Below are 25779 nucleotides of genomic sequence, written 5' to 3'. Positions count from 1 at the left end.
TGTTGAGGAAAGGCGGTGGCTGGGGAACTAGGACTCGAACCTAGAATGACGGTACCAAAAACCGTAGTGTTACCATTACACCATTCCCCAGCAGGACCGGCGCGCCCGGGGCCGAAGCGCCGGGGAGGCGGTCGAATACGCCAAGCCGTTTTCGGATGCAACACCCTCTTTCCGGACTATTTTCCCGAGCGATGAAGAAGGCTTCAAAAGGGTGCTTGCGGGGTATCGATGCCCCCGTTATAAGCCGCGTCCTCACTTCGGGGCACGGCCATACGGCCTGGCTCCATCGGTCGGAGTGTGGCTCAGCCTGGTAGAGCACTGCGTTCGGGACGCAGGGGTCGGAGGTTCGAATCCTCTCACTCCGACCATTTTATCTTCAGAAATTCTAGGATGCTAATGCGTGCGACGCGGTCGCGCGCTGCTTGAGCGCGTTTGCTCGGCGTGATCCTGACGACGCCCGGTGAAACGCCGCGCCGGTTGCCCGACGCGGCGCCTTGGCGTCAGTCGATCTTCAGCCGCATGAAGACCATCGCGCCGTCGGGATTGTCGCCATACAGCGGCTCCAGCGCGCCCGGGACGCGATTGAGGCTGTAAAGGGCGCCCAGGCCCAGCCGGGTGTGTTCGCCCAGTCGCCAGTCACGCACCGCGCCGACCGAGGCCTTGGACACGGTGTAGAGGTCGCCGTGGCCACCACCAGCCTTGGGGACCAGTTCGTCGGTTTCGATTCGTTCGGCGCGGCCGAAGACCGTCCAGCGGTCGTTCGGGTGCACGGCCGTCTCGAACGCCCAGCCGTCTTTCGACTCGTCATGGTCGTTGATCTTGCGGCCCCAGGCCAGGGTCGAGGACCACCAGCCGTCGGCGCCGATGCGGCGGGTGTGGATGGCGCTGGCCGACCATTTGCGGTCGTCCTCATCCGGTTCCAGCTGCTCGGGCGCCGTCACCTGGGCGTAGGAGACCTGCAGCGCCCAGGCGGGGGTCGGATTCAATGATCCGCGCACCGACCAGCTGTCCAGCTCGGGCGCCTCTATGCCCCAGCGGTCCTGATCCGGTTCGCGTCCGCGAAAGGCCGAGGCCTCCAGCTTGAACCGGTCGTGCGCCCAGCCCAGCGTCGTGACGCCAAAGGTGATGTGCGTCGAATCCAGCCAGTGATGGGTGATCGGCGCCTCGGGACCGTCCATCGCGCTCATGCGGTGCATGAAGGCGGGCGGGCCAAAGGCGGGCTCGCCCGGGAGGCCAATATAGGCGAACACCGTGTCCTTGTCGGTCAACGGGCGCGCATAGCTGGCCGACAGCTCCATCACCAGTTCGTGCGGATGCTGCCGGTCGATCAGCGGGTTCACCCCGTCGGCCGTCTCGCCCGCCGCCAGCAATAGCGGATAGCCGTCCTCGCCCATGAAGGGGTCGGGGCTCAGCATGCCGCGCAGATTCAGGGTCGAGCCGTCGGCGAAATCGCGCCGTGCGGACCCCATCAGCATGCCGGCGACAAAGGTCTTTTCGTCCCCGCGCGGGCCGTTCTGCCGATCCCAGGTCAGGGTCAGCAGGGCGTGAGTCATGACGGTCCAGTCGCCGACCTGCGAATGGACGCCGCCGTGTTCGGACAGGTCCGGTTGCCAAGCGGTGCCCGAGGCGTCGCGGCTGATGGGCCAGGGGCCCAGCGGACTGGTCATCGTGTGGGCCGGGGCGGCCATGTCATGACCCGCGTGAGCATCGACGGGCGGAGCCTGTTGCGGCGTCGGCGGGGCGGGGTGGTGGGAATGGTCCTGCGCCGCCGCAGCGGTCGTCAGGGCAAGGAAGGATGCGCCGCAAGCGAGCGCAGCGAGAGTTCGGACAGCCATCATGGCCTCCTCGAATGAAGCTTCGGATCGGGCGCGGACGCCCGGCGTTCGGTTCGAGAGAGGTCAGGCCCGGGGCGGGAACGGCTCGGGCGAGGGGATCAGGCCGCGCGGCAGGGCCGTGGGCAGGCGCGCGGGCCGAGCGGCCGAGGCCGCAGCCGTCGTCGCCCCAGGCGGCTGGGGCAAGGGGGCGGTGACGCAGACGACGCAGCATCCCATGGTCTTCAGCGCTTTGGACGGTGTCGCGGGCGTATCAGGCGCGCTGTGATGGGTGGCTCCCTCGGCATGACAGGGCGCGGGCTCGGCGGCGGATGCAGGCATGCCGCCGGCGCCCAGGACCAGCACGGCCATGGCTCCGATCAGCAGCAACAGGGTTTGCAGCATCCGCATCGACGGCAACCTAGGCGCCGCCCCTCGCGATCTCAAGGTCGCTATCGGCCGCAGTCCAGGCCCGGCGTGTCGGGCGGGGCGTCGGCGCCGGGGCCGAGCGCCTTTTGCATGAAGATCACGTCGCGCCAGTCGTCGAACTTCCACCCCGCGGCGCGGAACCCGCCGACGTGGTCGAAGCCCGCACCTGCGTGCAGGGCGATGGATCCGGCATTGGCGCCGTCGCCGATCACGGCCACCATCTGGCGCATGCCCCGCGCCTCGCAGCCGTGCATCAGGGCGTCCAGCAGCGCCTTGCCGACGCCGCGCCCCCGGAACGCCTCGGCCACATAGATCGAATCCTCGACCATGTAGCGATAGGCCGCCCGCATGCGGAACGGCCCGGCATAGGCGTAGCCGGCCACCATTCCGTCGATCACCGCCGTCAGCACCGGCAGACCCAGGGCCGCCGGCGCCGCCAGCCGGGCCCGCATTTCTTCGACCGAGGGCGCTTCAAGCTCGAAGGTGCCGGCGCCGTGGGCCACGCTGTCCGCATAGATGGCGGTGATCGCGGCCAGATCGGCGTCCTCGGTCGGGCGCAGGATCACGCTTTTTCCCAGCCCCTGTCGATGGCCCAGACGGCGAAGGCGTAGTCGTGGGCGACTTCCTTCAGATAGTCGAACCGGCCCGACGCGCCGCCGTGGCCGGCCTCCATGTTGATCTTCAGCAGCACCGGCTTGCCGCTGGTGGTCGCGGGCCGCAGTTTGGCGACCCACTTTTCCGGTTCCCAATAGGTGACGCGCGGGTCCGACAGGCCGCCGGTCGCCAGCACCGCCGGATAGGGTTTGGCCTCGATGTTGTCGTACGGGCTGTAGCTGGCGATGTAGTCGTAGGCTTCCACGTCCTCGATCGGATTGCCCCACTCGGGCCATTCCGGCGGCGTCAGCGGCAGGCTGGTGTCCGACATGGTGTTGATGATGTCGACGAACGGCACTTGGCCGATCACGCCCGCCCACAGGTCGGGCCGCATGTTGTTGACCGCCCCCATCAGCAGGCCGCCCGCCGACCCGCCCTGGGCCACGATATGGCCGGCCTTGGCGTGCCCGGTCGTGATCAGATGCTCGGCCGCCGCGATGAAGTCGGTGAAGGTGTTCTTCTTGGTGTTGCGGCGCGCGTTCAGGAACCAGCCCCAGCCCTTGTCCGACCCGCCGCGAATATGGGCGATGGCGTAGATCCAGCCGCGATCCACCAGCGACAGCCGCCCGGTCGAGAAGCTGGCCGGCATCGGAATGCCATAGCTGCCATAGCCGTACAGCAGCAGCGGGGCCGAACCGTTCACCGGCGTCGTCTTGCGGCGCAGGATCGTCACCGGCACCAGCTGGCCGTCCGCCGCCGGGGCGTTGACCCGCTCGACCACATAGTCGGCCGGATCGTGACCCGACGGCACCTCCTGCACCTTGCGCAGGGTCCGCTCGCGCGACTCCAGGTCATAGTCATAGGTCGAGGTCGGCGTGGACGGCGAGTTGTAGGCATAGCGCATGGTGGTGGTGTCGAACTCGTACGCCCCGCCCAGCGACAGGGAATAGGCGGGCTCGTCCACGGCGATCTCGTGCTCGGCGCCCGCGCGGTCGCGGATGACGATGCGGGTGTTGGCGTCGGCCCGTTCCTGGCGGGCCAGATAGTCCTTCACCAGCGCCACACCTTCGATATAGCGGCCGGGCGTGTGGGGGATCAGATCCGTCCAGTTCGCCTTGCCCGGCGTCGCGGTCGGCGCCTCGACGATCTTGAAGTCGATACTGTCGTCGGCGTTGGTGCGGATCACCCAGCGGTCGCCCCAGTGATCGGCGTCATAACGTCGAGCGGCCACACGCGGCTCCAGCACGACCGGGTCGGCGGTGGGCGTTTCCGCCGGGATGAAGCGAACCTCTGACGTTTCCTGATTCTGGATCTGGAGAATGACGAAGCGATTGTCGGCGGTGCGGACCACCCCCTGGAACATGCCGTCGTCGGTTTCCTCATAGACCAGGGTCGCCTCGCCGCCGCGCGCGGGGCGGCGGAAGATCTTGTCCGGACGGCCGTTGTCGTCGCGATTGGTCCAGAAGATCCACTGGCTGTCCGGCGAGAAGGTGAAGTTGCCGTTGGCCGATTCGATGGGGTTCGGCAGCACCTCGCCCGTGGCCAGGTCCTTCACATAGATTTTGTGCACCTCGGAGCCCTGGGCGTCCTCGGCATAGGCGAACAGGGCGTGGTCGGGGCTGTGTTCGGTGGACGAGACCTCGGAATAGGCCTTGCCCTTGGCCAGTTCGTTGGCGTCCAGCAGCAGTTGCGGCGTCGGGGCGACGATGAAATTCTTGGTCACGGGCTGGCCGTCGACCATCCAGGTTCCCTGACGCTCGACGCGCATATAGCGGGGGTGCTGATCGCCGGTCTTGTACTCGACGTAGTATTCCCAGTCGCCGTCGGGCGAGGGGACCGAACTGTCGTCCTCCTTGATGCGGCCCTTCATCTCTTCGAACATCGTCGCCTGCAGCGGCAGGGTCGAGGCCATCATAGCCTCGCGATAGGCGTTCTCGGCGGTCAGATGCTCCTTCACGTCCGCCTTGATCAGGGTCGGGTCGCGCAGCACGGCCTGCCAGTTGTCGTCCTTCATCCACTGATAGTCATCGACCCGCACCCGACCCAGCTGTTCGATGCGGACGGGAATCTTATTGGCGACGGGCGGTTGGGGACGGGACATCAAGGCTCCGGAGGCTTGTCGGGCGAGGGCGGGCGTGGCGAGGGCCGCTGCGCTGGCTGCGGCGGTGGCGATCAGTTGGCGGCGGTTCATTGGTTCAGCCTTCCCAGATAGGTCGGGGCGGACCTTGTGCGAAGCGGCGCCGCGTCGTCAAATGCCGCGATGACGTCGAGGGCGAAATCATGATCGAGGTTCAGGCGCCGGTCGCGGCGCCCGCGTGGGACCTGACGCTCGCCCTGGTCAGCGCCACCGTCCAACTGGACCAGCCGTCCGGCGACGGAGAGCGTACGGTCGGCACCGGCTTCCTGATCGATGCGCCGCGCCCCGATGGCACACCGCGCACGGTTCTGGTCACCGCCGCCCATGTGCTGGACCGGATGCCCGGCGCCGACATGCGCGTCGGATGGCGCATTCAGAACGCCCAGGGCGGCTGGAAATTCGAGCCCCAGCCTCTGCGAATTCGCGACGAGGCGGGTGATCCCGAATGGACCAAGCACCCGGAACGCGACATCGCCGTCATGGCGATCCAGGCGCCCGAGACATTCGCACGCGCCGCCATCCCGCTGGGCTGGCTGGCCGACGCCAACGGCTTTGACGCCTGGGGCGTGACGGCGGGGGACGAGCTGTTCTCGCTGGGTTTTCCGCGCGGCCTGTCGTCGAACCGGGCGGGGTTTCCGATCCTGCGCGTCGGCCGCATCGCCTCGTGGCCGCTGACGCCGATTACGGACTTCCCGACCTTCCTGCTGGATTTTCAGGTCTTTCCCGGCAACTCGGGTGGTCCGGTCTTCTGGACCCCCGCCGCGCGCGGCCTGCCCGGCGGGGCCGAGCCGGACCACCCCTTCATCGCCGGCGTCCTGACCCAGGAGGTTATCGTCCGTGACGAACGGCTGGGCATCGGCGTCGTCGCCCACGCCGCCTATGTGCGCGAGGCGATCGCGATGTTGGACGCGCCTGCCGGCCCCTAGGCGGACAGCACCTCCGGCGTAATGCGCAGCAGCAGGTCGCCGCCCTGGCCCACCGCGGCCAGACGGCTGGAGACGTGGCCCAGCACGTTGGCGGCATAGACTTCGTACAGGGCGATGCGGCCTTCCAGCCAGGCGATGTCGCCTTCGCCCGCGGCGATCTTCGCTCTGGCCGCCACAGCGCCCTTGGCCAGCATCCAGCCGCCGACCACGTCACCCAGCAGCTTCAGATAGGCGTCGGCCCCGGCCAGTACGTCGGCGCCTGATTCCGGCTCGGCCTTGCGGTCCAGCATCCACAAGGTGGCGTCCTCGACCGCCTCCAGCGCATTGACGAACCGCTCGACCGGCTTTCCGGAATAGACGCGGTTCAGATCCGGCAGGATGGCGGTCATTTCCGCGATCAGGGCCCGGGCCGATTCGCCGCCGTCCATCGACAGCTTGCGCCCGACCAGATCCATCGCCTGGATGCCGTTGGTGCCCTCATAGATCGGGGTGATGCGGGCGTCGCGATAGTATTGGGCCGCGCCGGTCTCCTCGATGAAGCCCATGCCGCCGTGCACCTGAACGCCCATGGACGCGACCTCGCAGCCGACATCGGTCGACCAGGCCTTGGCGATCGGCGTGAACAGGTCCTCACGGCCCTTCCAGCGTTTGCGCTCTTCCTCGGTCGCGGCGTGGCGGGCCAGGTCGGCGGCGACCCCGGTGGACAGGCAGATGGCCCGCGCGGCGGCGATCCTGGCCTTCATCACCGCCAGCATGCGGCGCACATCCGGGTGGTCGATGATCGGGGCGTTCGGCTGGCCGGTCCACACCGACCGGCCCTGACGCCGATCCAGCGCATAGGCCAGGGCGTGCTGGTACGCCCGCTCGGCGATGCCCACGCCCTCGACCCCGACGGCCAGGCGTGCGGCGTTCATCATCACGAACATATGCGCCAGCCCCTGGTTCGGTTGACCCACCAGCTCGGCCCGCGCGCCCTCATAGGCCATGACGCAGGTGGGCGAGGCGTGGATGCCCAGCTTGTGCTCGACCCCCACCGGCCGGAAGCTGTTGCGTTCGCCCAGCGAGCCGTCGGCATTGACCGCATATTTCGGCGTCAGGAACAGGCTGATCCCCTTGGGCCCCGCCGGGGCGTCCGGCAGGCGCGCCAGCACCAGATGGACGATGTTGTCCGTCGCGTCGTGGTCGCCCCAGGTGATGAAGATCTTTTGCCCGGTCAGGGCGTAGGTCCCGTCGCCGTTCGGAACCGCCGTCGCCGTCAGCGCGCCCAGATCAGACCCGGCGTGCGGCTCGGTCAGGACCATGGCGCCGGTCCATTCGCCGCTGACCAGCTTGGTCAGATAGGTCGCCTTCTGATGCTCGGTCCCGACCTGCTCCAGCGCCTCGATCGAGGCCAGCGATAGCATGGGGCACAGGCCGAACGCCATGTTGGCCGCGTGCACCGTCTCATAGGCCGCCAGTTCCAGCGCCTTGGGCAGGGCCTGACCGCCGGCCTCGACCGACGCCGTCAGGCCAGTCCAGCCGCCCGCCGCAAACTGCTGATAGGCGTCGGCGAAGCCGGGCGCCGCCGTGACCGATCCGTCGGCGTACTTCGCCCCGGCCAGGTCGCCTGGGCGGTTCAGCGGCGCCAGAACCTCTTCCGAAAACTGGCCCGCCGCCTCAAGCACCGCGCCCATCAGGTCGGCGTCATAGTCGGGGAAGGCGCCGGTCGCCGCCACGTCGCCGATCCCGGCGATGGTTTCCAGGGCGAAGGCCAGGTCGCGAACAGGGGCGCGATAGCTCATGGTCAGTCTCCAGATCGATGCCGCGTGTCTGACTCCGCGCGCCCCTGTGACGCAAGGGCGCTTGGCGTTTTGTCGCGGTTCCGCCAAGCTGTGGCCCACTGCCGTCGCGTAAGGAAAGACCCTTGGCCGAGCCCCGGAACCGCTATTCGACCGTCTCGCTGATGTTGCACTGGGTGATCGCCGCCGCCGTCATCGGCCAGGTGCTGCTGATCATGGCGCATGATGCGGCCGACGGTCCCGATCCCTTCATCGGCTGGCACAAGGCCGTGGGAGTGACGATTCTGGTGCTGACGCTGACCCGTATCGGCTGGCGGCTGGCCAATCCGCTGATCGCCCTGCCGGTCGAGATGCCGAAATGGGAGCGTCTGCTGGCGCGCGGAACGCAGCTTCTGTTTTACGTCGTCCTTTTGGCGCTGCCGCTCAGCGGTTGGCTGGCCTCGTCAGCCTCGGGGCGCGATATCAGCTGGTTCGGCCTGTTCAACTGGCCGCTGCTGCCCATCGGCGGTGGGCGCGAGGCGGCGGGCCAGTTCATGGATATCCATCGCGCCGTGGTGAAGGGGCTGTACGTCCTGATCCTGCTGCACGTCGCGGGCGCGCTGAAACACCACTTCATCAATCGCGACAATGTCCTGCACCGGATGATCCCGCTCATCCCGCGCCGGCCATGACCGGCGACACACCCGAAATCGCCGCCGAGGCGCTGACGACCGGGCGTCTGGTCATGCTGCCGACCGAGACCGTCTATGGCCTGGCGGCCGACGCCGCCAATCCGGAGGCCGTCGCGCGCATCTTCGAGGCCAAGGGAAGACCTCGGTTCAACCCCTTGATCGCACATGTTTCCAGCGCGGTTGAGGCCGAGCGGATCGCCGTCTTCGACAGCCATGCCCGCGCCCTGGCCGAGGCGTTCTGGCCCGGCCCGTTGACCATCGTCGCGCCCGTGCGCGACCGGCTGGCCGTCTGCGATCTGGCCCGCGCCGGGCTGGACAGCGTCGCCGTGCGCGTGCCCGGCCATCCGCGCGCGCGCGCCGTCATCGCGGCGTTTGGCGGGGCGGTCGTCGCCCCCTCGGCCAATCGCTCCGGCCGGCCCAGCCCGACCACCTTCAAGGACGCGATGGAGGAGACCGGCCACGCCGTCGGCGCCGCCGTCGATGGCGGCGACTGCGCCGTGGGGGTCGAAAGCACGGTCGTTTCAGTGCTGGACGGCGCCGTATCCCTGCTGCGCCCCGGTTCGGTCACGCGCGAGGAGTTGGAGGCCGTCGTCGGCCCGCTGGCCGAGCGGGCGGGGCACGGCCATCGCTCGCCCGGCCGCCTTGCCCTGCACTACGCCCCCGACGCTCCGGTGCGGATCAATGCCGAGGCGGCGCAGGCGGGCGAAATCCTGCTGGGCTTCGGCCCCGGCGTCGGCGATCCGCGCTGGAGCCTGAGCCCCGCCGCCGACCTGCGCCAGGCCGCTGCCAATCTGTTCCGCCTGCTGCGCGAGGCCGACCGCGAGCGCCCCTCCGGCATCGCCGTCTCGCCCATCCCGGCGACGGGCCTGGGTGAAGCGATCAACGACCGCCTGAAACGCGCGGCGGGGTTCGTGGGGTAGGGAGGGGCCAAACCCTCTCCCCGAGGAAGAGGGAGAGCGCACACGGCGGCTCTCACCGATTAGGCCGCTGTAACCCCTCACCCTTTCGTCTGGCGCATCGCTGCGCTCTGCGAGCCTCAAGCCCTCTCCCGATGGGAGAGGGGCGGGTTATAGGAAGCGCGCCTTCAGATCGACGCTCGACCGCTCGCCGACGGCGTCCAGGCACGTCTCCAGCCAGACCTCGGCCGCCTCGCGCCCGCGCCGTTTGAGGCTGTTCAGGAAGCTCCATTCGGTGTCGAACTTGGACCCCAGCGACAGGCTGGCCAGGTGGTCGTCGGCCTCGATGGCGTGCATCAGGATGCGGCGATAGCGGTCAGGACCGTCCGGCGTCAGCCGCCCCTCGGCGATCAGATCCTGGACGAAAGCGACGGCGCGCAGTTCGGCGACCAGCGGGGCGTTGAACACGATCTCGTTCAACCGATCGACGATCTCGCCCGCCTCGCGCGGGGCCTGATCGCGCTGGAACGGGTTCAGCGGCAGCAGCAGCACATCGTCCGGGGTGTCGGCATAGAACAGCGGCCACAGCGCCGGATTGGCCAGATAGCCGCCGTCCCAATAGGGCTGGCCCTCGATCTCGACCGACTGGAACAGATGCGGCAGGCAGCCGGACGCCAGCAGCACCTCGGGTGTCATCTCCGCGGACTTGAACACGCGGGCGCGACCCTGACGCACATTGGTGGCCGAGACGAACAGGCTGATCGAGGAATTACGCACGGCCTCGAAATCAACTGATGTCTCAATCACCCGCTGCAAAGGATTGAGATTGAACGGATTGAAGCTGTACGGGCTCATGGACATGGCGAAGGATTCGCCCGCCCGCCAGAACGGCGTGTCCTTCAGCCAGCCGGGCGTCATGGCGGCCGTCCAGCCGGCGCTGTCGCCGAAGACATTGCGTCCGCCCGACTGGTTCACCTCGCGCCACAGCAGATCCAGCGCCGCCCGCGCGGCCTCGGCCCCGCCGCGTTCCAGCCCGGTGATCAGGGCGGCCGCGTTCATCGCTCCGGCCGAGGCGGCGGTGACGGCGCGGATGTCCAGCACGTCCGCTTCCAGCAGCCGGTCCAGCACGCCCCACTGGAACGCCCCGTGCGCCCCGCCGCCTTGCAGCGCCAGGCAGATGGGACGACGTTTGTCTGGTTTGGCCATTCGGCCCTTTCATTGTCCGACCAAAGGCCCGGGGCCGCTACAAGCTCCTGGGCATCGAGCGGTTCCGGGCCGGCCTTCAGTTCACTGGGCGGTCCAGCCGCCGTCGATCGAGAAGCTGGCCCCGTTCGCCGAGGCGCCAAGGTCGCTGACCAGATACAGGAACAGGCCAGCCAGCTCGTCCGTGGTCACGAACCGCTTGGTCGGCTGCGAGCCCAGGATCACGTTCTTCAGCACGTCTTCCTTGGACATGCCGCGGGTGCGGGCCTGATCGGCGATCTGCTTTTCCACGATCGGCGTCTCGACGAAGCCGGGGCAGATGGCGTTGCAGGTGATGTTGTCCTGGGCCAGTTCCAGCGCCACCGTCTTGGTGAAGCCGATGACCCCATGCTTGGCGGCGACATATGCCGACTTGAACGGGCTGGCGACCAGGCCGTGGGCCGAGGCGACGTTGATGATCCGCCCGCGCCCCTGCGCCTTCATGATCGGGATCGCCGCCCGCGTCGCATAGAAAGTCGACGACAGGTTGATGGCGATGATCTGCTCCCACTTGTCCGACGGGAATTTCTCGACCGCCTCGACGTGCTGGATGCCGGCGTTGTTCACCAGGATGTCCAGACGGCCCAGCTCGTGCCGGGCGAAGGCCACCATGTCGGTGATCTCCTCGCCCTTGCGCATGTCGGCGCCGTGATAGCGCACGCGGACGCCGCAGCTGGCCTCCATCTCGGCGCGGGTGCGCTCGATCTCGGCCGGGTCGCCCAGGCCATTCAGCACCACGTCGCCGCCGCGGCCGGCCACCGATCGCGCCAGCGCCAGACCGATGCCCGAGGTCGAGCCGGAAATGACCGCCACCTGACCCTTCAGGTCATTGACGTCCCGGAATGCCGGCTTGCCCTCAGCGGAGGCGCCGCCACGTTTCGGCCACTGGATCATCTGGTCGCTTTCCACCCGCTGGTTGGTCTTGTCAGGCGCAGCCTAGCCGCAGTCGCGCGGCATGGCGACAGTCGGAAATCAAGAATTTCCCGACCTGATGAATATCCAGTCGGTGTCGGTCGAGGCGGCCTTGTCGAAGCGATAACCGTCACTGTCGAACGCCTTCAGTCCCTCGGCCGTGTCGATGCGATTCTGGATGGCGAAGCGGGCCATGGCGCCGCGCGCCTTCTTGGCGAAGAAGCTGATGATCCGCGCCTCGCCGTCCTTCGATTCCTTGAAGTGGGGCGTGACCACCGGCAGCTTCAGCGCGCGGGCGTCCACGGCGCCGAAATATTCCTGACTGGCCAGGTTCACCAGCGTCCGCTCGCCCAGCGCCTCGGCGTCGGCGTTCAGTCGCTCGGATATGCGTTCGCCCCAGAAGTCATACAGGCTGCCGCCACGTTTGGTTTTCAGCCGCACGCCCATCTCCAGTCGATAGGGATGGATCGAATCCAGCGGCCGCAGCAGGCCATAGAATCCCGACAGGATCCGCAGGTGATCCTGGGCCCAGGCCAGGTCGGCGGGGTTCAGGGTGCGCGCGCCCAACCCGTCATAGACATCGCCGGCGAAGGCGAAGACGGCCTGAAGCGCGCCCTCGGTCGTGTCGTTGTCAAAGGCCTGGAACCGGGCGTGGTTCAGGTCGGCCAGCTTGTCCGAGATCGACATCAGGCGACGCAGGTCCGCACGACTCAGCTTGCGCGTCACCTTGGCCAGTTCCGCCGTTTCCTGGGCGCAGCGGCGGTCCGTCATCGGCACGTCGAGGTCGGGAGGCGAGAAATCCAGCCGCTTGGCCGGGGACAGCACGATCAGCAAGGCGGCGGCTCCGTCGGTTACCGGGCGCTCACTTAGGCCTCTTCGATGACGATTTGAACCGGCGTCAGGGTCGCGGGTTCAGAACAGCACCGCCGGGTTCATGATCCGCTGGGGATCGATGGCCGCGCGGACCGCCTGCATCATCGCGATCTCGGTCGCTGACTTGTAGCGCCGCGCCTCGTCCGTCTTCAGTCGACCCAGCCCATGCTCGGCCGAGATGGAGCCATCATAGCGGGCCACCACGTCGTGCACGACCTCGGACCCCTCCATCCAGCGGCCGATGAAGGCGGCCACGTCCTCGCCCACGCCCGGCAGCACGTCATAGTGCAGATTGCCGTCGCCGACGTGGCCGAAGACCGAGCAGCGGGCGCCGGGGTGGAATCGCTCGACCGCCGCCGTCGCCTCGTCGATGAAGTCGGCAATGCGCGACACGGGCACGGACACATCGTGTTTCCAGCCGCCGCCCTCGGGCTTCAGACCCGCCGAATGCTCTTCGCGCAGGCGCCAGAAGGCAGCCTTCTGGGCGTCGTTCTGGGCGATGGCGGCGTCGGTGATCAGCCCTTCCTCGAAGGCGCCGGTCAGCAACCGCTCCATCGCCGCATCGGCGCCGCCCGGCTCGCCCGACGCCAGTTCGATCAGCACATACCAGGCGGGCGTGCTTTCCAGCGGCTCGCGTGTGTCAGGAATGTTCCTGAGCACCAGGGTCATGCCCAGGCGCTTCATCAACTCGAACGCCTCGACCCCGCCGCCGGTCTCGGCCTTGGCCCGCGCCAGCAGGGCGACGGCGTCATGATGGCTGTCCAGGCCGACGATGGCGGTGGCGCGGCTCCGCATGATGGGGAACAGCTTCAGCGTTGCGGCCGTGACGACGCCCAGCGTTCCTTCGGCGCCGATGAACAGCTGTTTCAGGTCATAGCCGGTGTTGTCCTTGCGCAGCCGTTTCAGGCCGTTGAACACCTGACCGTCCGGCAGAACCGCCTCGACCCCCAGCACCAGGTCGCGCATGACGCCATAGCGCAGCACCGCTGTGCCCCCCGCATTGGTCGAGATGACGCCGCCGATGGTCGCCGACCCTTCGGCCGCCAGGCTGAGGGGGAAGAACCGGTCGTTGGCCCGGGCAAGCTCCTGCGCCTCCAGAAGGGTCACGCCGGCCTCCAGCGTCATGGCGTCGTCCAGCGGCGTCACGTCGCGCACGGTCCGCAGCTTGCGCGTCGACAGCAGGATCTCGCCCAGCGGAATCTGGCCGCCGACCAGACCGGTGCCGCCGCCTTGGGTCACGATCGCCGCGCCGTGACGGGCGCAGATGGCCACGGCGCGCGCGACCTCATCCGTCGTGCGCGGCGTCAGCAGCAGCGGGCTTTGCCCCGTCCAGCGGCCCCGCCATTCGGTCAGCCACGGCGCCATTTCACCCCCGTCCTGAATCCAGGCGTCGGGCAGGGCGGCTTTCAGTTCGGCGATGGCGGCGGGGGAGGGCGCGGTCATATTCGCCTTGTCGCAAAAGGCGGCGCGTGGTGGAAGCGCAAAGCCATGCTTCGGCGCGGCCTTTTCGGGGAGAAACATGGTTCCGGTTCCCGCCGTCGGCGTCGTCTGCCTGAAAGACGACGCGGTCCTGTTGATCCGGCGCGGAAAGCCGCCCCGCATGGGAGAGTGGAGCCTGCCGGGCGGCCGGATCGAACCGGGCGAGCGCGCTATCGACGCCGCCCTTCGCGAACTGGGCGAGGAGACGGGCGTCCAGGCCGATATTCTTGCCCTGCTGGATGTGGTCGACGGCCTGTTTCCCGAGGCCGATCGCCACTATGTGCTGATCGACTACCTGGCCGTCTGGCGGGGCGGCGAGCCGGTGGCCGGGGACGATGCGACCGAGGCGGCGTTTTATCCCCTGTCCGGCGTCGAAGCCCTGGGGTTGTGGGACGAGACGGTCCGCATCATCCGGATGGGCGCCGAGCGCCTGGCGGCGATGACGCTGATTTCATCGAGTCCTGGTCGGGATTCGATGGCGAAGGGGGGCGACGACGCCTAAGCTGAGCGGCAACAAGGGAGACTCTGTATGGGTTGGTTCGCGATCACGCTGGTTATTCTGGCGCTGGTATTGTTGTTCAGTGTAGTGAAGATCGTGCCGCAAGGCCGTGAATTCACGGTGGAACGTTTCGGCAAATACACCCGCACCCTGTCGCCGGGTATCAGCCTGCTGACCCCGTTCGTCGAGCGGATCGGCCGCCGCATGAACATGATGGAGCAGGTGCTGGACGTCCCGACCCAAGAGGTCATCACCAAGGACAACGCCGTGGTGAAGGTCGACGGCATCGTCTTCATTCAGGTGATGGACGCCGCCCGGGCCGCTTACCGCGTGGATGATCTGCCCTACGCCATCAGCCAGCTGTGCATGACCAACCTGCGGACCGTCGTCGGCTCGATGGAGCTGGACGAGGTGCTGTCGCAGCGTGACGCCATCAACACCCGCCTGCTGCACGTCATCGATGCGGCGACCGAGCCGTGGGGCGTCAAGGCGAACCGGATCGAGATCAAGGATCTGACCCCGCCCGCCGACATCACCAACGCCATGGCCCGCCAGATGAAGGCCGAGCGCGAACGCCGCGCCGTGGTCACCGAGGCCGACGGTGAAAAGCAGGCCGCCGTGACCCGCGCCGAGGGCGCCAAACAGGCGGCCATCCTGGAGGCCGAGGGCCGCCGCGAAGCCGCCTTCCGCGACGCCGAGGCGCGCGAGCGTGAAGCCGAGGCCGAGGCCAAGGCGACCGCCATGGTGTCCGAGGCCATCGCCCGCGGCGACGTCAACGCCATCAACTATTTCGTGGCCCAGAAATACGTCGAGGCCTTCGCCGAGCTGGCTCGCAACCCGACGGCCAAGACCGTCATCGTGCCCGCCGAAATGAGCGGTCTGGTCGGGACCATCGCCGGTCTGGGCGAACTGGTCGGCCTGGCTCGCGAGCAGCAGCAGACCCGCACCGACACCCGCAGCGAACGCCGCCAGGCGCCGCAGCCGCCGGTCAGCAGCGCTTCGCCGCCCCCGGCCCAGCCGCGCGCGCCGCGTCGCCCCGGCGGCTCTGTGCCGACGACGGAGTAGGCCATGGACGCCGTTCTCGACCTCTATGCGACCCAGCCGTTCTGGTTCTGGCTGGGATTCGGGGCCCTGTTGCTGGCCGTCGAATCGGCGTTGTCGACGGAGTGGCTGTTGTGGCCGGCGGCGTCCGCCGGGGTGGTGGCGGTCGTCACCGCCCTGGGCGTACGTCTGGGGCTGCCGTTCGAGATCGGTCTGTTCGCCATTCTGACCCTGATCGCGACCTTGGCGTCGCGGCGTCTGGTCCAGCGGGTCAATCCGGCCGACGCGCCCGACATCAACGCCCGCGACCTGCGGCTGGTCGGCGAACGCGCGCGCGTGGTCGAGGCCTTTGTCTCAGGCCGCGGCCGGGTCTTCGTCTCGGGCGCCGAATGGTCGGCCGAAATCGCCGAGGGCGCGCCGCGGGCGGGCGACAGCGTCATCGTCGAAGCCATCGACGGGGCGCGGCTGAAGGTCCGACTTGGGTGATTGGACTGGTGGCCGCTGCGGCCTTGGCCTGCATCCCTCTGGGCGATGCCGATCAGTTCGGAGATATCGGCTTCGATGAGGGCGCGCGCCCCAGCGATCAGCGTTTGGTCGAGGTTCGCTGTGCTGGAGACGAATGCAAAGGCGGGGACCGACACGGTGTCCGCTACAGCTTTCTGGCTGGGAATCTGGTGATCAAGACAGTCGAAGGCCCAGGTCCGTCCGGGGCGTTTCGAGAGCACATGGAGGCGTCCCCTGAAACCGAGGTTGAGACGCTGACGGCCCCTCTGTGCATGGAGGCCAGTTGGGTTTCCATAAGCCGCGGGCCGGATGGCGATTGGACCTACGGCCTCTACGCACAGCCTTAACGCCGCAGCTCTTCGACCCCCCGGTTCGCCAGAGAATCGGCGCGTTCGTTCAGCTCGTGGCCGGCGTGGCCCTTGACCCAGCGCCACTTCACGTCGTGGCGGGCGCGGGCGGCGTCGAGGCGTTTCCACAGGTCGTCGTTCTTGACCGGTTTGCCCTCGGCGTTCTTCCAGCCGCGCGCCTTCCAGCCCCGGATCCATTCGGTGATGCCCTGCATCACATATTTGCTGTCGGTGTGAAGCTCGACCTTGCAGGGACGGGTCAGGGCCTCCAGCGCCATGATGGCGGCCATCAGCTCCATGCGGTTGTTGGTCGTGTGCGCCTCGCCGCCCCACAATTCCTTCTCGTGACCGCCGCCTGCCTGCAGCACCGCGCCCCAACCGCCGGGGCCCGGATTGCCCTTGCAGGCGCCGTCGGTGTGGATGATCACGTGACTCATGCGCGCGTCCCTACAGGTTCGCTTGGCGCGGCGCCATCACTGCGCCTATATGGCGGTGAATAGTCGGGTATGGGCCATCGGGCCCGAATGAGGAGATTGCGTCTTGGGCTCCATGAGCATCTGGCACTGGGCCATCGTCATCGTGCTGGGCCTGCTGCTGTTCGGCGGCCGCGGCAAGCTGTCGGGCCTGATGGGCGACGCCGCCAAGGGCATCAAGGCGTTCCGCGAAGGCCTCAAGGACGACGGCAAGACCGACGGCCCGCATGACGGCGTCAGCTCGCTGCCGCGCACCGACGCCGAGAAGGACGAACTGAAGCGCTGATCGCGCTTTGGTTGGTTGGCGGCTTAAGGAAAGACCCTGACGAATGGGCGGACTTGGCCCCGGCATCGGCGGCTTCGAGGTTTTGGTTATCGGGATCGTGGCCCTGCTGGTGGTGGGGCCAAAGGATCTGCCTGTCCTCATGCGACGCGTGGGCCAGTTCATGGCCAAGGCCCGAGGCATGGCCAACGAATTCCGCGCCAGCTTCGATGAAATGGCGCGCCAGTCCGAGCTGGACGACCTGCGCAAGGAAGTGGACGCGCTGCGCCGGGGGCAGGGGGTCTATGCCCTGGGCGACGAGGCGACCGCGGCCTTCAAAGATATCAACGATGACCTGAGCCGCCCGCTGGATGCGTCTGCGTCGCCAGTGGCGACCGGCCGTTCCGAATGGCCCGACGCCGAGCCGGTGATGGCGCCGCTGGAGCCGCAGCCTGAACCGACGCCGACCCCTCGCCAGCGCAAGGCGTCGCCGAAGGCCAAGCCTGCCAGGCCAGCGACCAAATCGGCTGCCAAGGCCCCCGCCAAAACTGCGCGCAAACCCACGAAATCCGCCGCGCCCAAGACGACCCGTGCGTCGGTCAAGCCTGCTACGAAAACGCCGCGCGCCCGGGCCAGGAGCAAGACCTCCTCATGACGCTGGAGCCTGACGAGGCCGAGATCGAGGCGTCACGCGCCCCACTGATGGATCACCTGGTTGAGCTCAGGAACCGTCTGCTGGTCTGCGTCGTCGCCTTCGTGGCCGGCTTTATCCTGTGCTTCGCGTTCTCCAGTCAGATCTATCTGTTCCTGGTCAAGCCGTTCGCGGCGGCGGCTTCTTTCCATGCCGCGATGGCGCCGGGCAGCCATGTCTCGCCGATCGACCTGATCCTGGGGACGGCGGGGTTGAAGCCGCTGCCGCACATCGACGGCAAGACGGTGGATCTGATCTACACCGCGCCGCTGGAGTTCCTGTTCACCAAGATGAAGCTGGCCGGGTTCGGCGCGGTCGTCGTGGCCTTCCCGGTTCTGGCCTGGCAGCTATATCGCTTTGTCGCGCCGGGCCTGTATCGCAATGAACGTGGGGCGTTCCTGCCATTCCTGGTGGCGGCGCCGCTGCTGTTCCTGCTGGGCGCGGCGCTGGTCTATTTTGTCATGCTGCCGTTCGTCATGTGGTTCTCGCTGAGCCAGCAGATCGTTGGCGGCGGAGTCACGGCCGAGCTGCTGCCCAAGGTGTCGGACTATCTGAACCTAGTCACGGCCTTGCTGCTGGCCTTCGGCCTGTGTTTCCAGCTGCCGGTCGTCATGTCGTTGTTGGGCATGGCCGGCCTGATCTCGTCCGAGGTGATGGCCAAGGGCCGCCGCTACGCCATCCTTGGCGTGGCCGTCGTGGCAGCCGTGGTGACGCCGCCGGATCCCATCAGCCAGATCATGCTGATCATCCCGCTGGTGATCCTGTACGAGATTTCGATCTGGTGCGTGCGCATCATCGAAATGCGCCGCCAGAAGGCGGATGCGCTCGCTGACGCGGCGATCTGACGATCCGTTATCTGCGTCCTGGCTGAAACAATTCGCGTTCCCGGCGCTTGTGAGCGGGTATGTCCCGTTTCACCGCCGACAAACACTATCGTCAGAGGATCAGCGACCTGATCGCCGAAGCCGTGGTCGAGGACGACGGCGTTCGCCGTCATGCCCTGCTGTGGATGGCTGACGAATGGATCGCTCTGCTGACACGTCGCGCCGCGAGCGCAGGTCGCCGTCAGGGCGCATGAAAAAGGCGCCGGACGTTTTCGCCCGGCGCCTTGATCGTCAAGCTGATCCTGAGGATCAGCAGCTGTAGTACATGTCGAATTCGACGGGGTGCGGGTGAAGCTGCAGCCGGGCGACCTCCTCCATCTTCAGCTCGATGTAGGAGTCGATGAAATCGTCATCCATGACGCCGCCCTTCTTGAGGAAGGCGCGGTCGGCGTCCAGGGCGTCCAGAGCCTCCTTCAGCGAACCGGCGACTTCCGGGATCGACCCGCGTTCCTGCGGCGGCAGGTCGTACAGGTTCTTGTCGGCGGCCGCGCCCGGATCGATCCGGTTCTCGATGCCGTCCAGGCCCGCCATCAGCAGGGCGACGAACGTCAGATAGGGATTGCCCATCGGATCGGGGAAGCGGGCTTCGATCCGCTTGGCCTTGGGCGACGAGACGTGCGGGATGCGGATCGAGGCCGAGCGGTTGCGGGCCGAGTAGGCCAGTTTCACCGGGGCTTCATAGCCCGGCACCAGGCGCTTGTAGCTGTTGGTGGTCGAGTTGGCGAAGGCGTTGATAGCCTTGGCGTGCTTGATGATGCCGCCGATGTACCACAGGCACATGTCGGACAGGCCGGCGTATTTGTCGCCCGCGAACAACGGCTTGCCGTCCTTCCAGATCGACTGGTGCACGTGCATGCCCGACCCGTTGTCCGCGAACATCGGCTTGGCCATAAAGGTCGCCGACTTGCCGTAGGCGGCGGCGACGTTGTGGATCACGTACTTATACAACTGGGTGCGATCGGCCATGGTCAGCAGGTCGCTGAACTTCAGGCCCAGTTCGTGCTGCGCCGGGGCGACCTCGTGGTGGTGCTTTTCCGGCTGCAGGCCCAGGTCCTTCATGACGCCCAGCATCTCGCCGCGCAGATCCTGGGCGCTGTCGACCGGATTGACCGGGAAATAGCCGCCCTTATGTCCCGGGCGGTGGCCCAGGTTGCCTTCGCTGTACTCGGCGTTGGTGTTGGCCGGCAGTTCGGTCGAGTCGAAGCTGTAGCCCGTGTCGTGCGGCGCGGTGGACCAGCGCACGTCGTCGAAGATGAAGAACTCGGCTTCCGGCCCGAAATAGACGGTGTCGCCCACGCCCGACGACTGCACATAGGCCAGCGCCTTCTTGGCGATCGAGCGGCTGTCGCGGTTATAGGGTTCGTTGGTGTCGGGGTTCAGCACGTCGCAGAACAGGAACAGCGTCGTCTGCTGATAGAACGGATCGATATAGGCCGTGGTCAGGTCCGGCTTCAGCAGCATGTCGGACTCGTTGATGGCCTTCCAGCCCGCGATCGACGAGCCGTCGAACATCGTGCCTTCTTCCAGGAATTCCTCGTCGACCAGATCGATGTCGAAGGTGACGTGCTGAAGGCGGCCGCGCGTGTCGGTGAAGCGAAGATCGACGTAGTGGACATCCTTGTCCTTGATCTCTTTGAGGATCTTGCTGACGCTCATGGCTGGGTGGTCCTGTTTCTTATGGGGAGGTAACGAAACGGCCGCCCCGGGGGACGGCCGATGGTGGAAGCGTCAGACGGCCTGGGGGCCGGTTTCGCCGGTGCGGATGCGGATGACGTCGGAGATGTCGGAGATGAAGATCTTGCCGTCGCCGATCTTGCCCGTGCGGGCTGCGGTCTGGATAGCGTCGACCACGGCCGGGGCCATGTCGTCGGGCACCACGACCTCGATCTTGATCTTGGGCAGGAAGTCGATGACGTATTCGGCCCCCCGATAGAGTTCCGAATGGCCTTTCTGGCGGCCATATCCCTTGGCCTCAAGAACGGTCATGCCCTGGACGCCGACGTCCTGAAGGGCTTCCTTCACTTCATCCAGCTTGAACGGCTTGATGACGGCTTCGATCTTCTTCATGGCGATCCCAACGCGGCCTGAAACGGCCCGACGCTCGGGCGGTAAAGGGACATTGCATTGCACAATTTGGCAAGGGCCTTTTGGCGTTCTGCGACGTTCGTGAACAGAATAATCCGATGACCGAGCAAAACGAACCCACCTTATGGACCTCGCGCCTCCCGTGGCCTCCTGCGGACACGCATAAACATGCCCGCGGGCGGCTGGCGGTCGTGTCGGGCCACATGGCGCACACGGGCGCCGCGCGACTGGCCGCGCGGGCAGGGTTGCGGATCGGTGCGGGACTGGTGCGCATCCTGTGTCCGCCGGACGCCCTGCCGGTCATCGCGCCGGCGCTGGAGGCCGTGATGGTCTCGCCCTTCGGCACGCCCGCCCACCTGGCCGCCGAGGCGCAGGATATGGACGCCGTGGTGATCGGCCCGGCCGCAGGGGTCGGATCAGCGACCGTCGCCAATCTGCATGCTCTGGCGGAAACGGGCGCTGCCCTGGTCATCGACGCAGACGCTCTGACCAGCTTCCGCCAGCGCCCCACGGACCTGTTCGCCCTGCTGGATCATGATGACGTACTGACCCCGCACGAAGGCGAGTTCGAGCGCATCTTCCCCGGCCTGCTGGTCCAGGGGCGAGAAGTCGCCGCCGTCGCGGCCGCCCGTCAAGCCAGGGCGGTCGTGGTGCTGAAGGGGCGAGAAACCCTGATTGCGGCGCCGGACGGCCGGTTGCGGGTCAACGGCAACGGCTCGCCCTGGCTGGCCACTGCCGGATCAGGAGACGTGCTGGCTGGCATGATCGCGGGTCTGGTCGCCCAGCACATGGATAGTTACGACGCCGCCTGCGCGGCCGTGTGGATGCACGCCGACGCGGGGACGCGGTTCGGTCCGGGGCTAACGGCGGAGGATCTTCCCGGCCAGCTACCGGCGGTGCTCAGGGGCTTCGCGCCGCGCTGAGCGACCTGGTGCGGATGAGAGGACTCGAACCTCCACGCCTCACGGCGCTGGAACCTAAATCCAGTGCGTCTACCAGTTCCGCCACATCCGCATAGGTTCTGGACCAGCGTCTAGGACAGGCTTGGCCCAAGGGCAACGCGCCATAATGAAAAAGGCCCGGGATCGCTCCCGGGCCTCTCCATTAGACCTGATCGCAGATCAGTCGTCCTTGCGGTCGGTCGGCGACGGCGCGCCGGGCATCGGCGGAACCGGTCCGGGAGGCGCATCGGCGTGCAACTCCGGCACGTCGATGATGCCGCGGCCCAGGTGGCTCTTGCGCATGCCATACAGCAGATAGACGACCAGGCCGATGCCGCCCCAGATCGGCAGCACCATCTTGGCGTCGTGCGGCAGGTTCCAGAACAGGAAGGCGCAGCCGAAGGCCGACAGCGGCGCGAACAACCACACCAGCGGGGTGCGGAACGGACGCTTACGGTTCGGCTCCTTCACGCGCAGGATCAGCACCGCCAGCGACACCATGAAGAAGGCGAACAGCGTGCCCGAGTTCGAGATGTCGGCCAGCTGACCGACGGGGAACAGGGCGCCGGCGATAGCCACCGCAACGCCGGTGAAGGCGGTCACGATATAGGGCGTCTTCCACTTGGGATGGACCTTGGCGAAGCTGGCGGGCAGCAGCCCGTCACGGGCCATCACGAAGAAGATGCGCGTCTGGCCGAAGATCATCATCAGGATGACCGAGGGCAGGGCGATCATGGCGGCGGTGCCCAGCATATTGCCGACGGCCGGATAGTTGATCTCGCGCAGGACGTGCGCCAGGGCTTCGTTAGAGCAGACCAGCTGGTTGGCGTTTTCAGCCAAGGCGCAGGCGGCCATGAAGGCGGCCGAACCCGGTTGAACGGCCGAACCGTCAGCGCCCAGGACCGGCTGGGCCCCGATGGCGCCCACGGCGCCGGCGGCGACAAACAGATAGAAGATCGTACAGATCGCCAGCGAACCGATCAGGCCGATCGGCACGTTGCGCTGCGGGTTCTTGGTCTCTTCGGCGGCGGTCGAGACCGCGTCGAAGCCGACGTAGGCGAAGAAGATCGACGCCGCGGCGCCGACGATGCCCATTCCCGACGACGACCCGAACAGGCCGTTCGGCATGAAGGGGGTGAAGTTGTCGGCCTTGAGCACCGGCAGGGTCAGGACGACGAAGGCGGTCAGGGCGGCGACCTTGATCACCACCAGCACGGCGTTGACGCGCGCGCTTTCCGTCGTGCCGACCATCAGCAGGGCCGTCACCGACAGGGCGACCACGATGGCCGGGATGTTGACGATGCCCATCGAGAAGTCAGGCGTCGGGATGAAGCCGTTCATGGTCCAGGCCGGCCCGGCCTGTAACAAATCTGGCCAGTCGAATCCGAGCGCATTCTCGATCAGGCCCAGCACATAGCCGGACCAGCCCACGGACACGGCCGAGGCCGCCACCGCATATTCGAGAATCAGCGCCCAGCCGACCATCCAGGCCAGCAGTTCGCCCATCACCGCATAGGTATAGGTGTAGGCCGAGCCCGAAACCGGGGCCATCGAGGCCAGTTCCGAGTAGCACAGGGCCGCCACGGCGCAGACGGCGCCGGCGATGACGAAGCTCCACATCATGCCCGGGCCGGCCTTTTGGGCGGCGGCCGCGGTGAGCACGAAGATGCCGGTGCCGATGATGGCCCCGACACCAAGCAGGGTGAGCTGGATCGGTCCCAGCGACCGATGAAGCGACTTCTTCTCGGCCGTAGCCAAGATCGCGTCGAGCGACTTAACGCGCCACATTATATGTTTCCCCTCCGACTGTTCGCAGTCTGGTCGGCGCGGACGCTAGCGAGGGATGCGGCGACGTGCAACGCGGTTTCCGTTCGGTGAACCATCAACGACGCTTTCGTGAATGCCCCGGAAGGGGCTAAGGCCGGGGCGATGTTGCCGATCCACGCCGTTCTGGAGCCGTTGAAGTCCGCCATGGCGGAGCACGGCGCCGTCGTGCTGGCCGCACCGCCCGGTGCGGGCAAGACGACCGTGGTCCCGCTGGCCCTGCTGGACCAGCCCTGGCTTGGCGACGGCAAGGTGCTGGTGCTGGAACCGCGACGCCTTGCCGCGCGCGCCGCCGCCGACCGCATGGCGGCCACCCTGGGCCAGAAGGCGGGTGAAACCGTCGGCTATCGCACGCGATTACAAAGCCGCATCGGTCCGGCCACGCGCATTGAGGTCATCACCGAAGGCGTCTTCACGCGAATGATTCTGGACGATCCGGCGCTGGACGGCGTCGGCGCGGTGCTGTTCGACGAATTCCACGAACGCAGCCTGGACGCCGACCTGGGCCTGGCCCTGGCGCGTGAAAGCCAGTCGGTGCTGCGCGACGATCTGCGCCTGCTGGTCATGTCGGCGACGCTGGATATCGCGGGCGTGTCCCGGTTGCTGGACGGCGCGCCGGTGATCGAGGCCGAGGGGCGGATGTTCCCGGTCCAGACCCTGTATCTGGGCCGCAACCCGGTCGAACGGCTGGAGGACGCCGTCGCCCGGGCCGTCATGACGGCGCTGGCGGATCAGGATGGATCGATCCTGGTCTTCCTGCCGGGGCAGGGCGAGATCCACCGCACGGTCCAGCGGTTGAAGGACCGGCTGCGTGACCCGGCGGTCGACCTGACGCCGCTGTATGGCGCGCTGGACAAGGTTGAGCAGGACCGCGCGATCGAACCGGCCGCGCCCGGTCGCCGCAAGGTGGTGCTGGCCACTTCGGTCGCCGAGACCAGCCTGACCATCGAAGGAGTGCGGGTCGTGATCGACAGCGGCCTGTCGCGCGTGCCCCGGTTCGAGCCGTCCAGCGGTCTGACGCGGCTGGCGACGGTCAAGGTCAGTCGCTCCTCGGCCGAACAACGGCGGGGACGGGCAGGACGTGTCGCGCCGGGCGTCTGCTATCGCCTGTGGGACGAGGAGCAGACACGCGGTCTGGTCTCGCATCAGCGGCCCGAGATGCAGGAGGCGGACCTGACCGGCTTCGCGCTGGACCTGGCCCGATGGGGGACGAAATCGGTTGAAGGGCTGGCCCTGCTGGATCCGCCGCCGGCGGGCGCCTTCGCCGAGGCGCGCAACGTGCTGGCGCGGCTGGGCGCATTGGATGCGGGCGGGGTGCTGACAGACCATGGGCGGCGGCTGACCCGAATTCCCCTGTCGCCCAGACTGGCGCATCTGACCGCCGTGGCATCGGACCGGGGGGACGCCCTGATGGGCGCGCGGATCGCGGCGATCCTGAGCGAGCCGGGGCTGGGCGGGAACGCCGTTGGTCTGCACGACCGGCTGAAGGGGTTCGAACGCGACCGGACGCCCCGCGCCCGCGACGCCATGCGGCTGGCCGACCGATGGGCCCGGGCGGCGGGTGGCGGGCAGGGCGATCAGGTCGATCCCGGCGAGCTGTTGGCCGAGGCCTTCCCCGAGCGGATCGCGCGGGCGCGGGGCAAGCCGGGCGAACTGTTGCTGGCGTCCGGTCGCGGCGCCTTTGTCGATCCGGCCGAACATCTGGCGCGCGAGCCGTGGTTGGCGGTGGCCGAACTGGGCGGCGGCGACGCGCGCGACCGCGTCCGCCTGGCTGCTGCGCTGGACCCGGCCGTGTTGGAAGGCCGGATCGAAACCCGGGACCGCCTCAGCCGCGAACCGTCGGGCAAGCTGATGATCCGCAAGGTTCGGCGCATCGGCGCCATCGTGGTGGACGAACGCCTGGCCGGCGCCCCCGACCGCGCCGCCATCACCGCAGCGTTGAAGGCCGAGGTCGACACCGATGGTCTGGCGGGCCTGCGCTGGGGCGAGCGCGCCTCGGCGCTGCGCGCGCGGCTGGCCTGGTTGCACGGGATGGATCCGGCCTGGCCTGATGTGTCGGACGCGGGACTGCTGACTGAGCGCGAGACCTGGCTGTGGCCGCTGCTGGACGGCGTTCAGGGGCTGGAGGCGATCTCGGACGGCGCGCTGGAGCAGGGTCTGCGGACACTGATCCCATGGGACCGCCAGCGGGCGCTGGATGATCTGGCGCCGATCCGACTGACCACGCCGCTGGGCAGCGTCGCTATCGACTATGCTGCGGAGGGCGGGCCGCGCGTCGATGTCCGCGTGCAGGAACTGTTCGGGGTGAAGGTCCATCCCATGATCGGCGGCGACCGGCGCATCCCGCTGACTCTGTCGCTGCTGTCGCCCGCGCGGCGCCCGGTTCAGGTGACCAGGGATCTGCCCGGCTTCTGGACCGGATCATGGGCCGCTGTCCGCGCCGACATGCGTGGCCGCTACCCCCGCCACCCCTGGCCCGA

Annotated in this window: 25 protein-coding genes and 3 tRNA genes; 13 read left to right on the top strand and 15 right to left on the bottom strand. The window is 67.6% G+C overall.

The genetic code is table 11. From position 1 onward, the window contains the following. Positions 1-16 precede the first annotated feature (16 nt). A tRNA-Gln gene (locus tag EON91_RS09030) sits at positions 17-90 on the bottom strand. Positions 91-291: 201 nt separating this feature from the next. On the opposite strand from EON91_RS09030, the gene EON91_RS09025 reads away from it, so the two are divergent. Continuing rightward, positions 292-368 (top strand) — tRNA-Pro (locus EON91_RS09025). A 132-nt stretch (positions 369-500) separates the two neighbouring features. On the opposite strand, the gene EON91_RS09020 is transcribed toward EON91_RS09025, so the two are convergent. The 4 genes from EON91_RS09020 to EON91_RS09005 all read right to left on the bottom strand — a co-directional run bounded on the left by EON91_RS09020 (position 501) and on the right by EON91_RS09005 (position 5025). Further along, complete coding sequence (locus EON91_RS09020; RefSeq protein ID WP_292093661.1) at positions 501-1835, bottom strand: hypothetical protein; 1335 nt, start codon at positions 1833-1835, stop codon at positions 501-503. A gap of 63 nt (positions 1836-1898) precedes the next feature. Beyond that, entirely contained in the window at positions 1899-2222 is a 324-nt protein-coding gene (locus EON91_RS09015; RefSeq protein ID WP_292093659.1) for a hypothetical protein, read from the bottom strand. A 41-nt stretch (positions 2223-2263) separates the two neighbouring features. Beyond that, a complete protein-coding gene (locus tag EON91_RS09010; RefSeq protein WP_292093656.1) occupies positions 2264-2806 on the bottom strand; it encodes a GNAT family N-acetyltransferase in 543 nt (180 codons plus the stop codon). Further along, positions 2803-5025, bottom strand: a complete 2223-nt coding sequence (locus EON91_RS09005) for a S9 family peptidase (protein ID WP_292093655.1) — start codon at positions 5023-5025, stop codon at positions 2803-2805. The genes EON91_RS09010 and EON91_RS09005 overlap by 4 nt, the downstream gene beginning before the upstream one ends. Positions 5026-5114: 89 nt before the next feature. Here EON91_RS09005 and EON91_RS09000 point away from each other — a divergent pair, with 89 nt between their 5' ends. Beyond that, entirely contained in the window at positions 5115-5897 is a 783-nt protein-coding gene (locus EON91_RS09000; RefSeq protein WP_292093654.1) for a serine protease, read from the top strand. Here the strand turns inward: EON91_RS09000 and EON91_RS08995 are convergent. Then, on the bottom strand, positions 5894-7678 hold the full coding sequence (locus EON91_RS08995) for an acyl-CoA dehydrogenase (protein ID WP_292093651.1): 1785 nt from the start codon (positions 7676-7678) through the stop codon (positions 5894-5896). The genes EON91_RS09000 and EON91_RS08995 overlap by 4 nt on opposite strands. 122 nt (positions 7679-7800) lie before the next feature. On the opposite strand from EON91_RS08995, the gene EON91_RS08990 reads away from it, so the two are divergent. Beyond that, positions 7801-8346: a cytochrome b gene (locus tag EON91_RS08990; RefSeq protein WP_292093650.1), complete on the top strand. Its 546-nt coding sequence runs from the start codon at positions 7801-7803 to the stop codon at positions 8344-8346. Then, positions 8343-9266 carry an L-threonylcarbamoyladenylate synthase gene (locus EON91_RS08985; protein WP_292093648.1) on the top strand — a complete coding sequence of 308 codons (924 nt, stop codon included), beginning with the start codon at positions 8343-8345 and terminating at the stop codon, positions 9264-9266. The genes EON91_RS08990 and EON91_RS08985 overlap by 4 nt, the downstream gene beginning before the upstream one ends. A gap of 147 nt (positions 9267-9413) precedes the next feature. On the opposite strand, the gene EON91_RS08980 is transcribed toward EON91_RS08985, so the two are convergent. The 4 genes from EON91_RS08980 to EON91_RS08965 form a co-directional block, all read right to left on the bottom strand. Further along, complete coding sequence (locus EON91_RS08980) at positions 9414-10448, bottom strand: patatin-like phospholipase family protein (RefSeq protein ID WP_292093646.1); 1035 nt, start codon at positions 10446-10448, stop codon at positions 9414-9416. Positions 10449-10529: 81 nt separating this feature from the next. Further along, complete coding sequence (locus tag EON91_RS08975) at positions 10530-11378, bottom strand: 3-hydroxybutyrate dehydrogenase (protein ID WP_292093643.1); 849 nt, start codon at positions 11376-11378, stop codon at positions 10530-10532. 78 nt (positions 11379-11456) lie between these two features. After that, positions 11457-12230, bottom strand: coding sequence for a peroxide stress protein YaaA (gene yaaA, locus EON91_RS08970; protein ID WP_292093641.1), 774 nt, complete (start codon positions 12228-12230; stop codon positions 11457-11459). A gap of 78 nt (positions 12231-12308) precedes the next feature. Next, positions 12309-13712, bottom strand: a complete 1404-nt coding sequence (locus tag EON91_RS08965; protein WP_292093638.1) for an FAD-binding oxidoreductase — start codon at positions 13710-13712, stop codon at positions 12309-12311. Positions 13713-13788: 76 nt separating this feature from the next. Here EON91_RS08965 and EON91_RS08960 point away from each other — a divergent pair, with 76 nt between their 5' ends. From EON91_RS08960 to EON91_RS08950, 3 genes are read left to right on the top strand one after another with little or no spacing between them, the layout of a single operon-like run. Beyond that, positions 13789-14250, top strand: coding sequence for an NUDIX hydrolase (locus tag EON91_RS08960; RefSeq protein ID WP_292093635.1), 462 nt, complete (start codon positions 13789-13791; stop codon positions 14248-14250). 27 nt (positions 14251-14277) lie between these two features. Further along, the gene (locus EON91_RS08955; protein ID WP_292093632.1) at positions 14278-15312 is read left to right on the top strand and encodes an SPFH domain-containing protein; all 1035 of its coding nucleotides are present in this window, start codon (positions 14278-14280) and stop codon (positions 15310-15312) included. A 3-nt stretch (positions 15313-15315) separates the two neighbouring features. After that, complete coding sequence (locus tag EON91_RS08950) at positions 15316-15774, top strand: NfeD family protein (RefSeq protein ID WP_292093630.1); 459 nt, start codon at positions 15316-15318, stop codon at positions 15772-15774. 361 nt (positions 15775-16135) lie between these two features. Here EON91_RS08950 and rnhA read toward each other — a convergent pair whose 3' ends face one another. Then, positions 16136-16576: a ribonuclease HI gene (gene rnhA, locus EON91_RS08945; RefSeq protein WP_292093628.1), complete on the bottom strand. Its 441-nt coding sequence runs from the start codon at positions 16574-16576 to the stop codon at positions 16136-16138. Between the two features lie 103 nt (positions 16577-16679). Here rnhA and EON91_RS08940 point away from each other — a divergent pair, with 103 nt between their 5' ends. From EON91_RS08940 to EON91_RS08925, 4 genes are read left to right on the top strand one after another with little or no spacing between them, the layout of a single operon-like run. After that, positions 16680-16898 carry a twin-arginine translocase TatA/TatE family subunit gene (locus EON91_RS08940; protein WP_292093625.1) on the top strand — a complete coding sequence of 73 codons (219 nt, stop codon included), beginning with the start codon at positions 16680-16682 and terminating at the stop codon, positions 16896-16898. A 43-nt stretch (positions 16899-16941) separates the two neighbouring features. Then, positions 16942-17529 (top strand): Sec-independent protein translocase protein TatB, encoded by a 588-nt coding sequence (gene tatB, locus EON91_RS08935; RefSeq protein ID WP_292093622.1) that lies wholly within the window; start codon positions 16942-16944, stop codon positions 17527-17529. Further along, positions 17526-18410, top strand: a complete 885-nt coding sequence (tatC, locus tag EON91_RS08930; RefSeq protein ID WP_292093620.1) for a twin-arginine translocase subunit TatC — start codon at positions 17526-17528, stop codon at positions 18408-18410. The genes tatB and tatC overlap by 4 nt, the downstream gene beginning before the upstream one ends. Before the next feature lie 59 nt (positions 18411-18469). Continuing rightward, positions 18470-18643 carry a hypothetical protein gene (locus tag EON91_RS08925; RefSeq protein ID WP_292093618.1) on the top strand — a complete coding sequence of 58 codons (174 nt, stop codon included), beginning with the start codon at positions 18470-18472 and terminating at the stop codon, positions 18641-18643. A gap of 55 nt (positions 18644-18698) precedes the next feature. Here the strand turns inward: EON91_RS08925 and glnA are convergent, their stop codons facing one another. Together glnA and EON91_RS08915 are read right to left on the bottom strand one after the other, a co-directional pair. Next, entirely contained in the window at positions 18699-20105 is a 1407-nt protein-coding gene (glnA, locus tag EON91_RS08920; RefSeq protein WP_292093616.1) for a type I glutamate--ammonia ligase, read from the bottom strand. Between the two features lie 72 nt (positions 20106-20177). After that, positions 20178-20516, bottom strand: a complete 339-nt coding sequence (locus EON91_RS08915; RefSeq protein WP_292093613.1) for a P-II family nitrogen regulator — start codon at positions 20514-20516, stop codon at positions 20178-20180. Between the two features lie 116 nt (positions 20517-20632). On the opposite strand from EON91_RS08915, the gene EON91_RS08910 reads away from it, so the two are divergent. Then, positions 20633-21457: an NAD(P)H-hydrate dehydratase gene (locus tag EON91_RS08910; protein WP_292093610.1), complete on the top strand. Its 825-nt coding sequence runs from the start codon at positions 20633-20635 to the stop codon at positions 21455-21457. 6 nt (positions 21458-21463) lie between these two features. Here the strand turns inward: EON91_RS08910 and EON91_RS08905 are convergent. Together EON91_RS08905 and EON91_RS08900 are read right to left on the bottom strand one after the other, a co-directional pair. Then, a tRNA-Leu gene (locus EON91_RS08905) sits at positions 21464-21548 on the bottom strand. Between the two features lie 107 nt (positions 21549-21655). Further along, positions 21656-23263: an amino acid permease gene (locus EON91_RS08900; protein ID WP_292093608.1), complete on the bottom strand. Its 1608-nt coding sequence runs from the start codon at positions 23261-23263 to the stop codon at positions 21656-21658. A 141-nt stretch (positions 23264-23404) separates the two neighbouring features. On the opposite strand from EON91_RS08900, the gene hrpB reads away from it, so the two are divergent. Next, a partial coding sequence (hrpB, locus tag EON91_RS08895; RefSeq protein WP_292093606.1) for an ATP-dependent helicase HrpB occupies positions 23405-25779 on the top strand: 2375 nt, incomplete at its 3' end.

The organism is Brevundimonas sp. (assembly GCF_004210735.1).
Classification (GTDB): Bacteria; Pseudomonadota; Alphaproteobacteria; order Caulobacterales; family Caulobacteraceae; genus Brevundimonas.
This window is presented reverse-complemented; position numbering and strand designations above follow the sequence as displayed.

Coding starts and splice junctions, on each gene's coding strand:
- EON91_RS08985 (WP_292093648.1), top strand. CDS start 8,343: ATGACCGGCGACACACCCGAAATCGCCGCCGAGGCGCTGACGACCGGG.
- EON91_RS08980 (WP_292093646.1), bottom strand. CDS start 10,448: ATGGCCAAACCAGACAAACGTCGTCCCATCTGCCTGGCGCTGCAAGGC.
- EON91_RS09020 (WP_292093661.1), bottom strand. CDS start 1,835: ATGGCTGTCCGAACTCTCGCTGCGCTCGCTTGCGGCGCATCCTTCCTT.
- EON91_RS08950 (WP_292093630.1), top strand. CDS start 15,316: ATGGACGCCGTTCTCGACCTCTATGCGACCCAGCCGTTCTGGTTCTGG.
- EON91_RS09015 (WP_292093659.1), bottom strand. CDS start 2,222: ATGCGGATGCTGCAAACCCTGTTGCTGCTGATCGGAGCCATGGCCGTG.
- EON91_RS08900 (WP_292093608.1), bottom strand. CDS start 23,263: ATGTGGCGCGTTAAGTCGCTCGACGCGATCTTGGCTACGGCCGAGAAG.
- rnhA (WP_292093628.1), bottom strand. CDS start 16,576: ATGAGTCACGTGATCATCCACACCGACGGCGCCTGCAAGGGCAATCCG.
- EON91_RS08960 (WP_292093635.1), top strand. CDS start 13,789: ATGGTTCCGGTTCCCGCCGTCGGCGTCGTCTGCCTGAAAGACGACGCG.
- EON91_RS08995 (WP_292093651.1), bottom strand. CDS start 7,678: ATGAGCTATCGCGCCCCTGTTCGCGACCTGGCCTTCGCCCTGGAAACC.
- tatB (WP_292093622.1), top strand. CDS start 16,942: ATGGGCGGACTTGGCCCCGGCATCGGCGGCTTCGAGGTTTTGGTTATC.
- EON91_RS08975 (WP_292093643.1), bottom strand. CDS start 11,378: ATGATCCAGTGGCCGAAACGTGGCGGCGCCTCCGCTGAGGGCAAGCCG.
- EON91_RS09005 (WP_292093655.1), bottom strand. CDS start 5,025: ATGAACCGCCGCCAACTGATCGCCACCGCCGCAGCCAGCGCAGCGGCC.
- EON91_RS08965 (WP_292093638.1), bottom strand. CDS start 13,712: ATGACCGCGCCCTCCCCCGCCGCCATCGCCGAACTGAAAGCCGCCCTG.
- EON91_RS08915 (WP_292093613.1), bottom strand. CDS start 20,516: ATGAAGAAGATCGAAGCCGTCATCAAGCCGTTCAAGCTGGATGAAGTG.
- EON91_RS08925 (WP_292093618.1), top strand. CDS start 18,470: ATGTCCCGTTTCACCGCCGACAAACACTATCGTCAGAGGATCAGCGAC.
- EON91_RS08955 (WP_292093632.1), top strand. CDS start 14,278: ATGGGTTGGTTCGCGATCACGCTGGTTATTCTGGCGCTGGTATTGTTG.
- EON91_RS08910 (WP_292093610.1), top strand. CDS start 20,633: ATGACCGAGCAAAACGAACCCACCTTATGGACCTCGCGCCTCCCGTGG.
- glnA (WP_292093616.1), bottom strand. CDS start 20,105: ATGAGCGTCAGCAAGATCCTCAAAGAGATCAAGGACAAGGATGTCCAC.
- EON91_RS09000 (WP_292093654.1), top strand. CDS start 5,115: ATGATCGAGGTTCAGGCGCCGGTCGCGGCGCCCGCGTGGGACCTGACG.
- tatC (WP_292093620.1), top strand. CDS start 17,526: ATGACGCTGGAGCCTGACGAGGCCGAGATCGAGGCGTCACGCGCCCCA.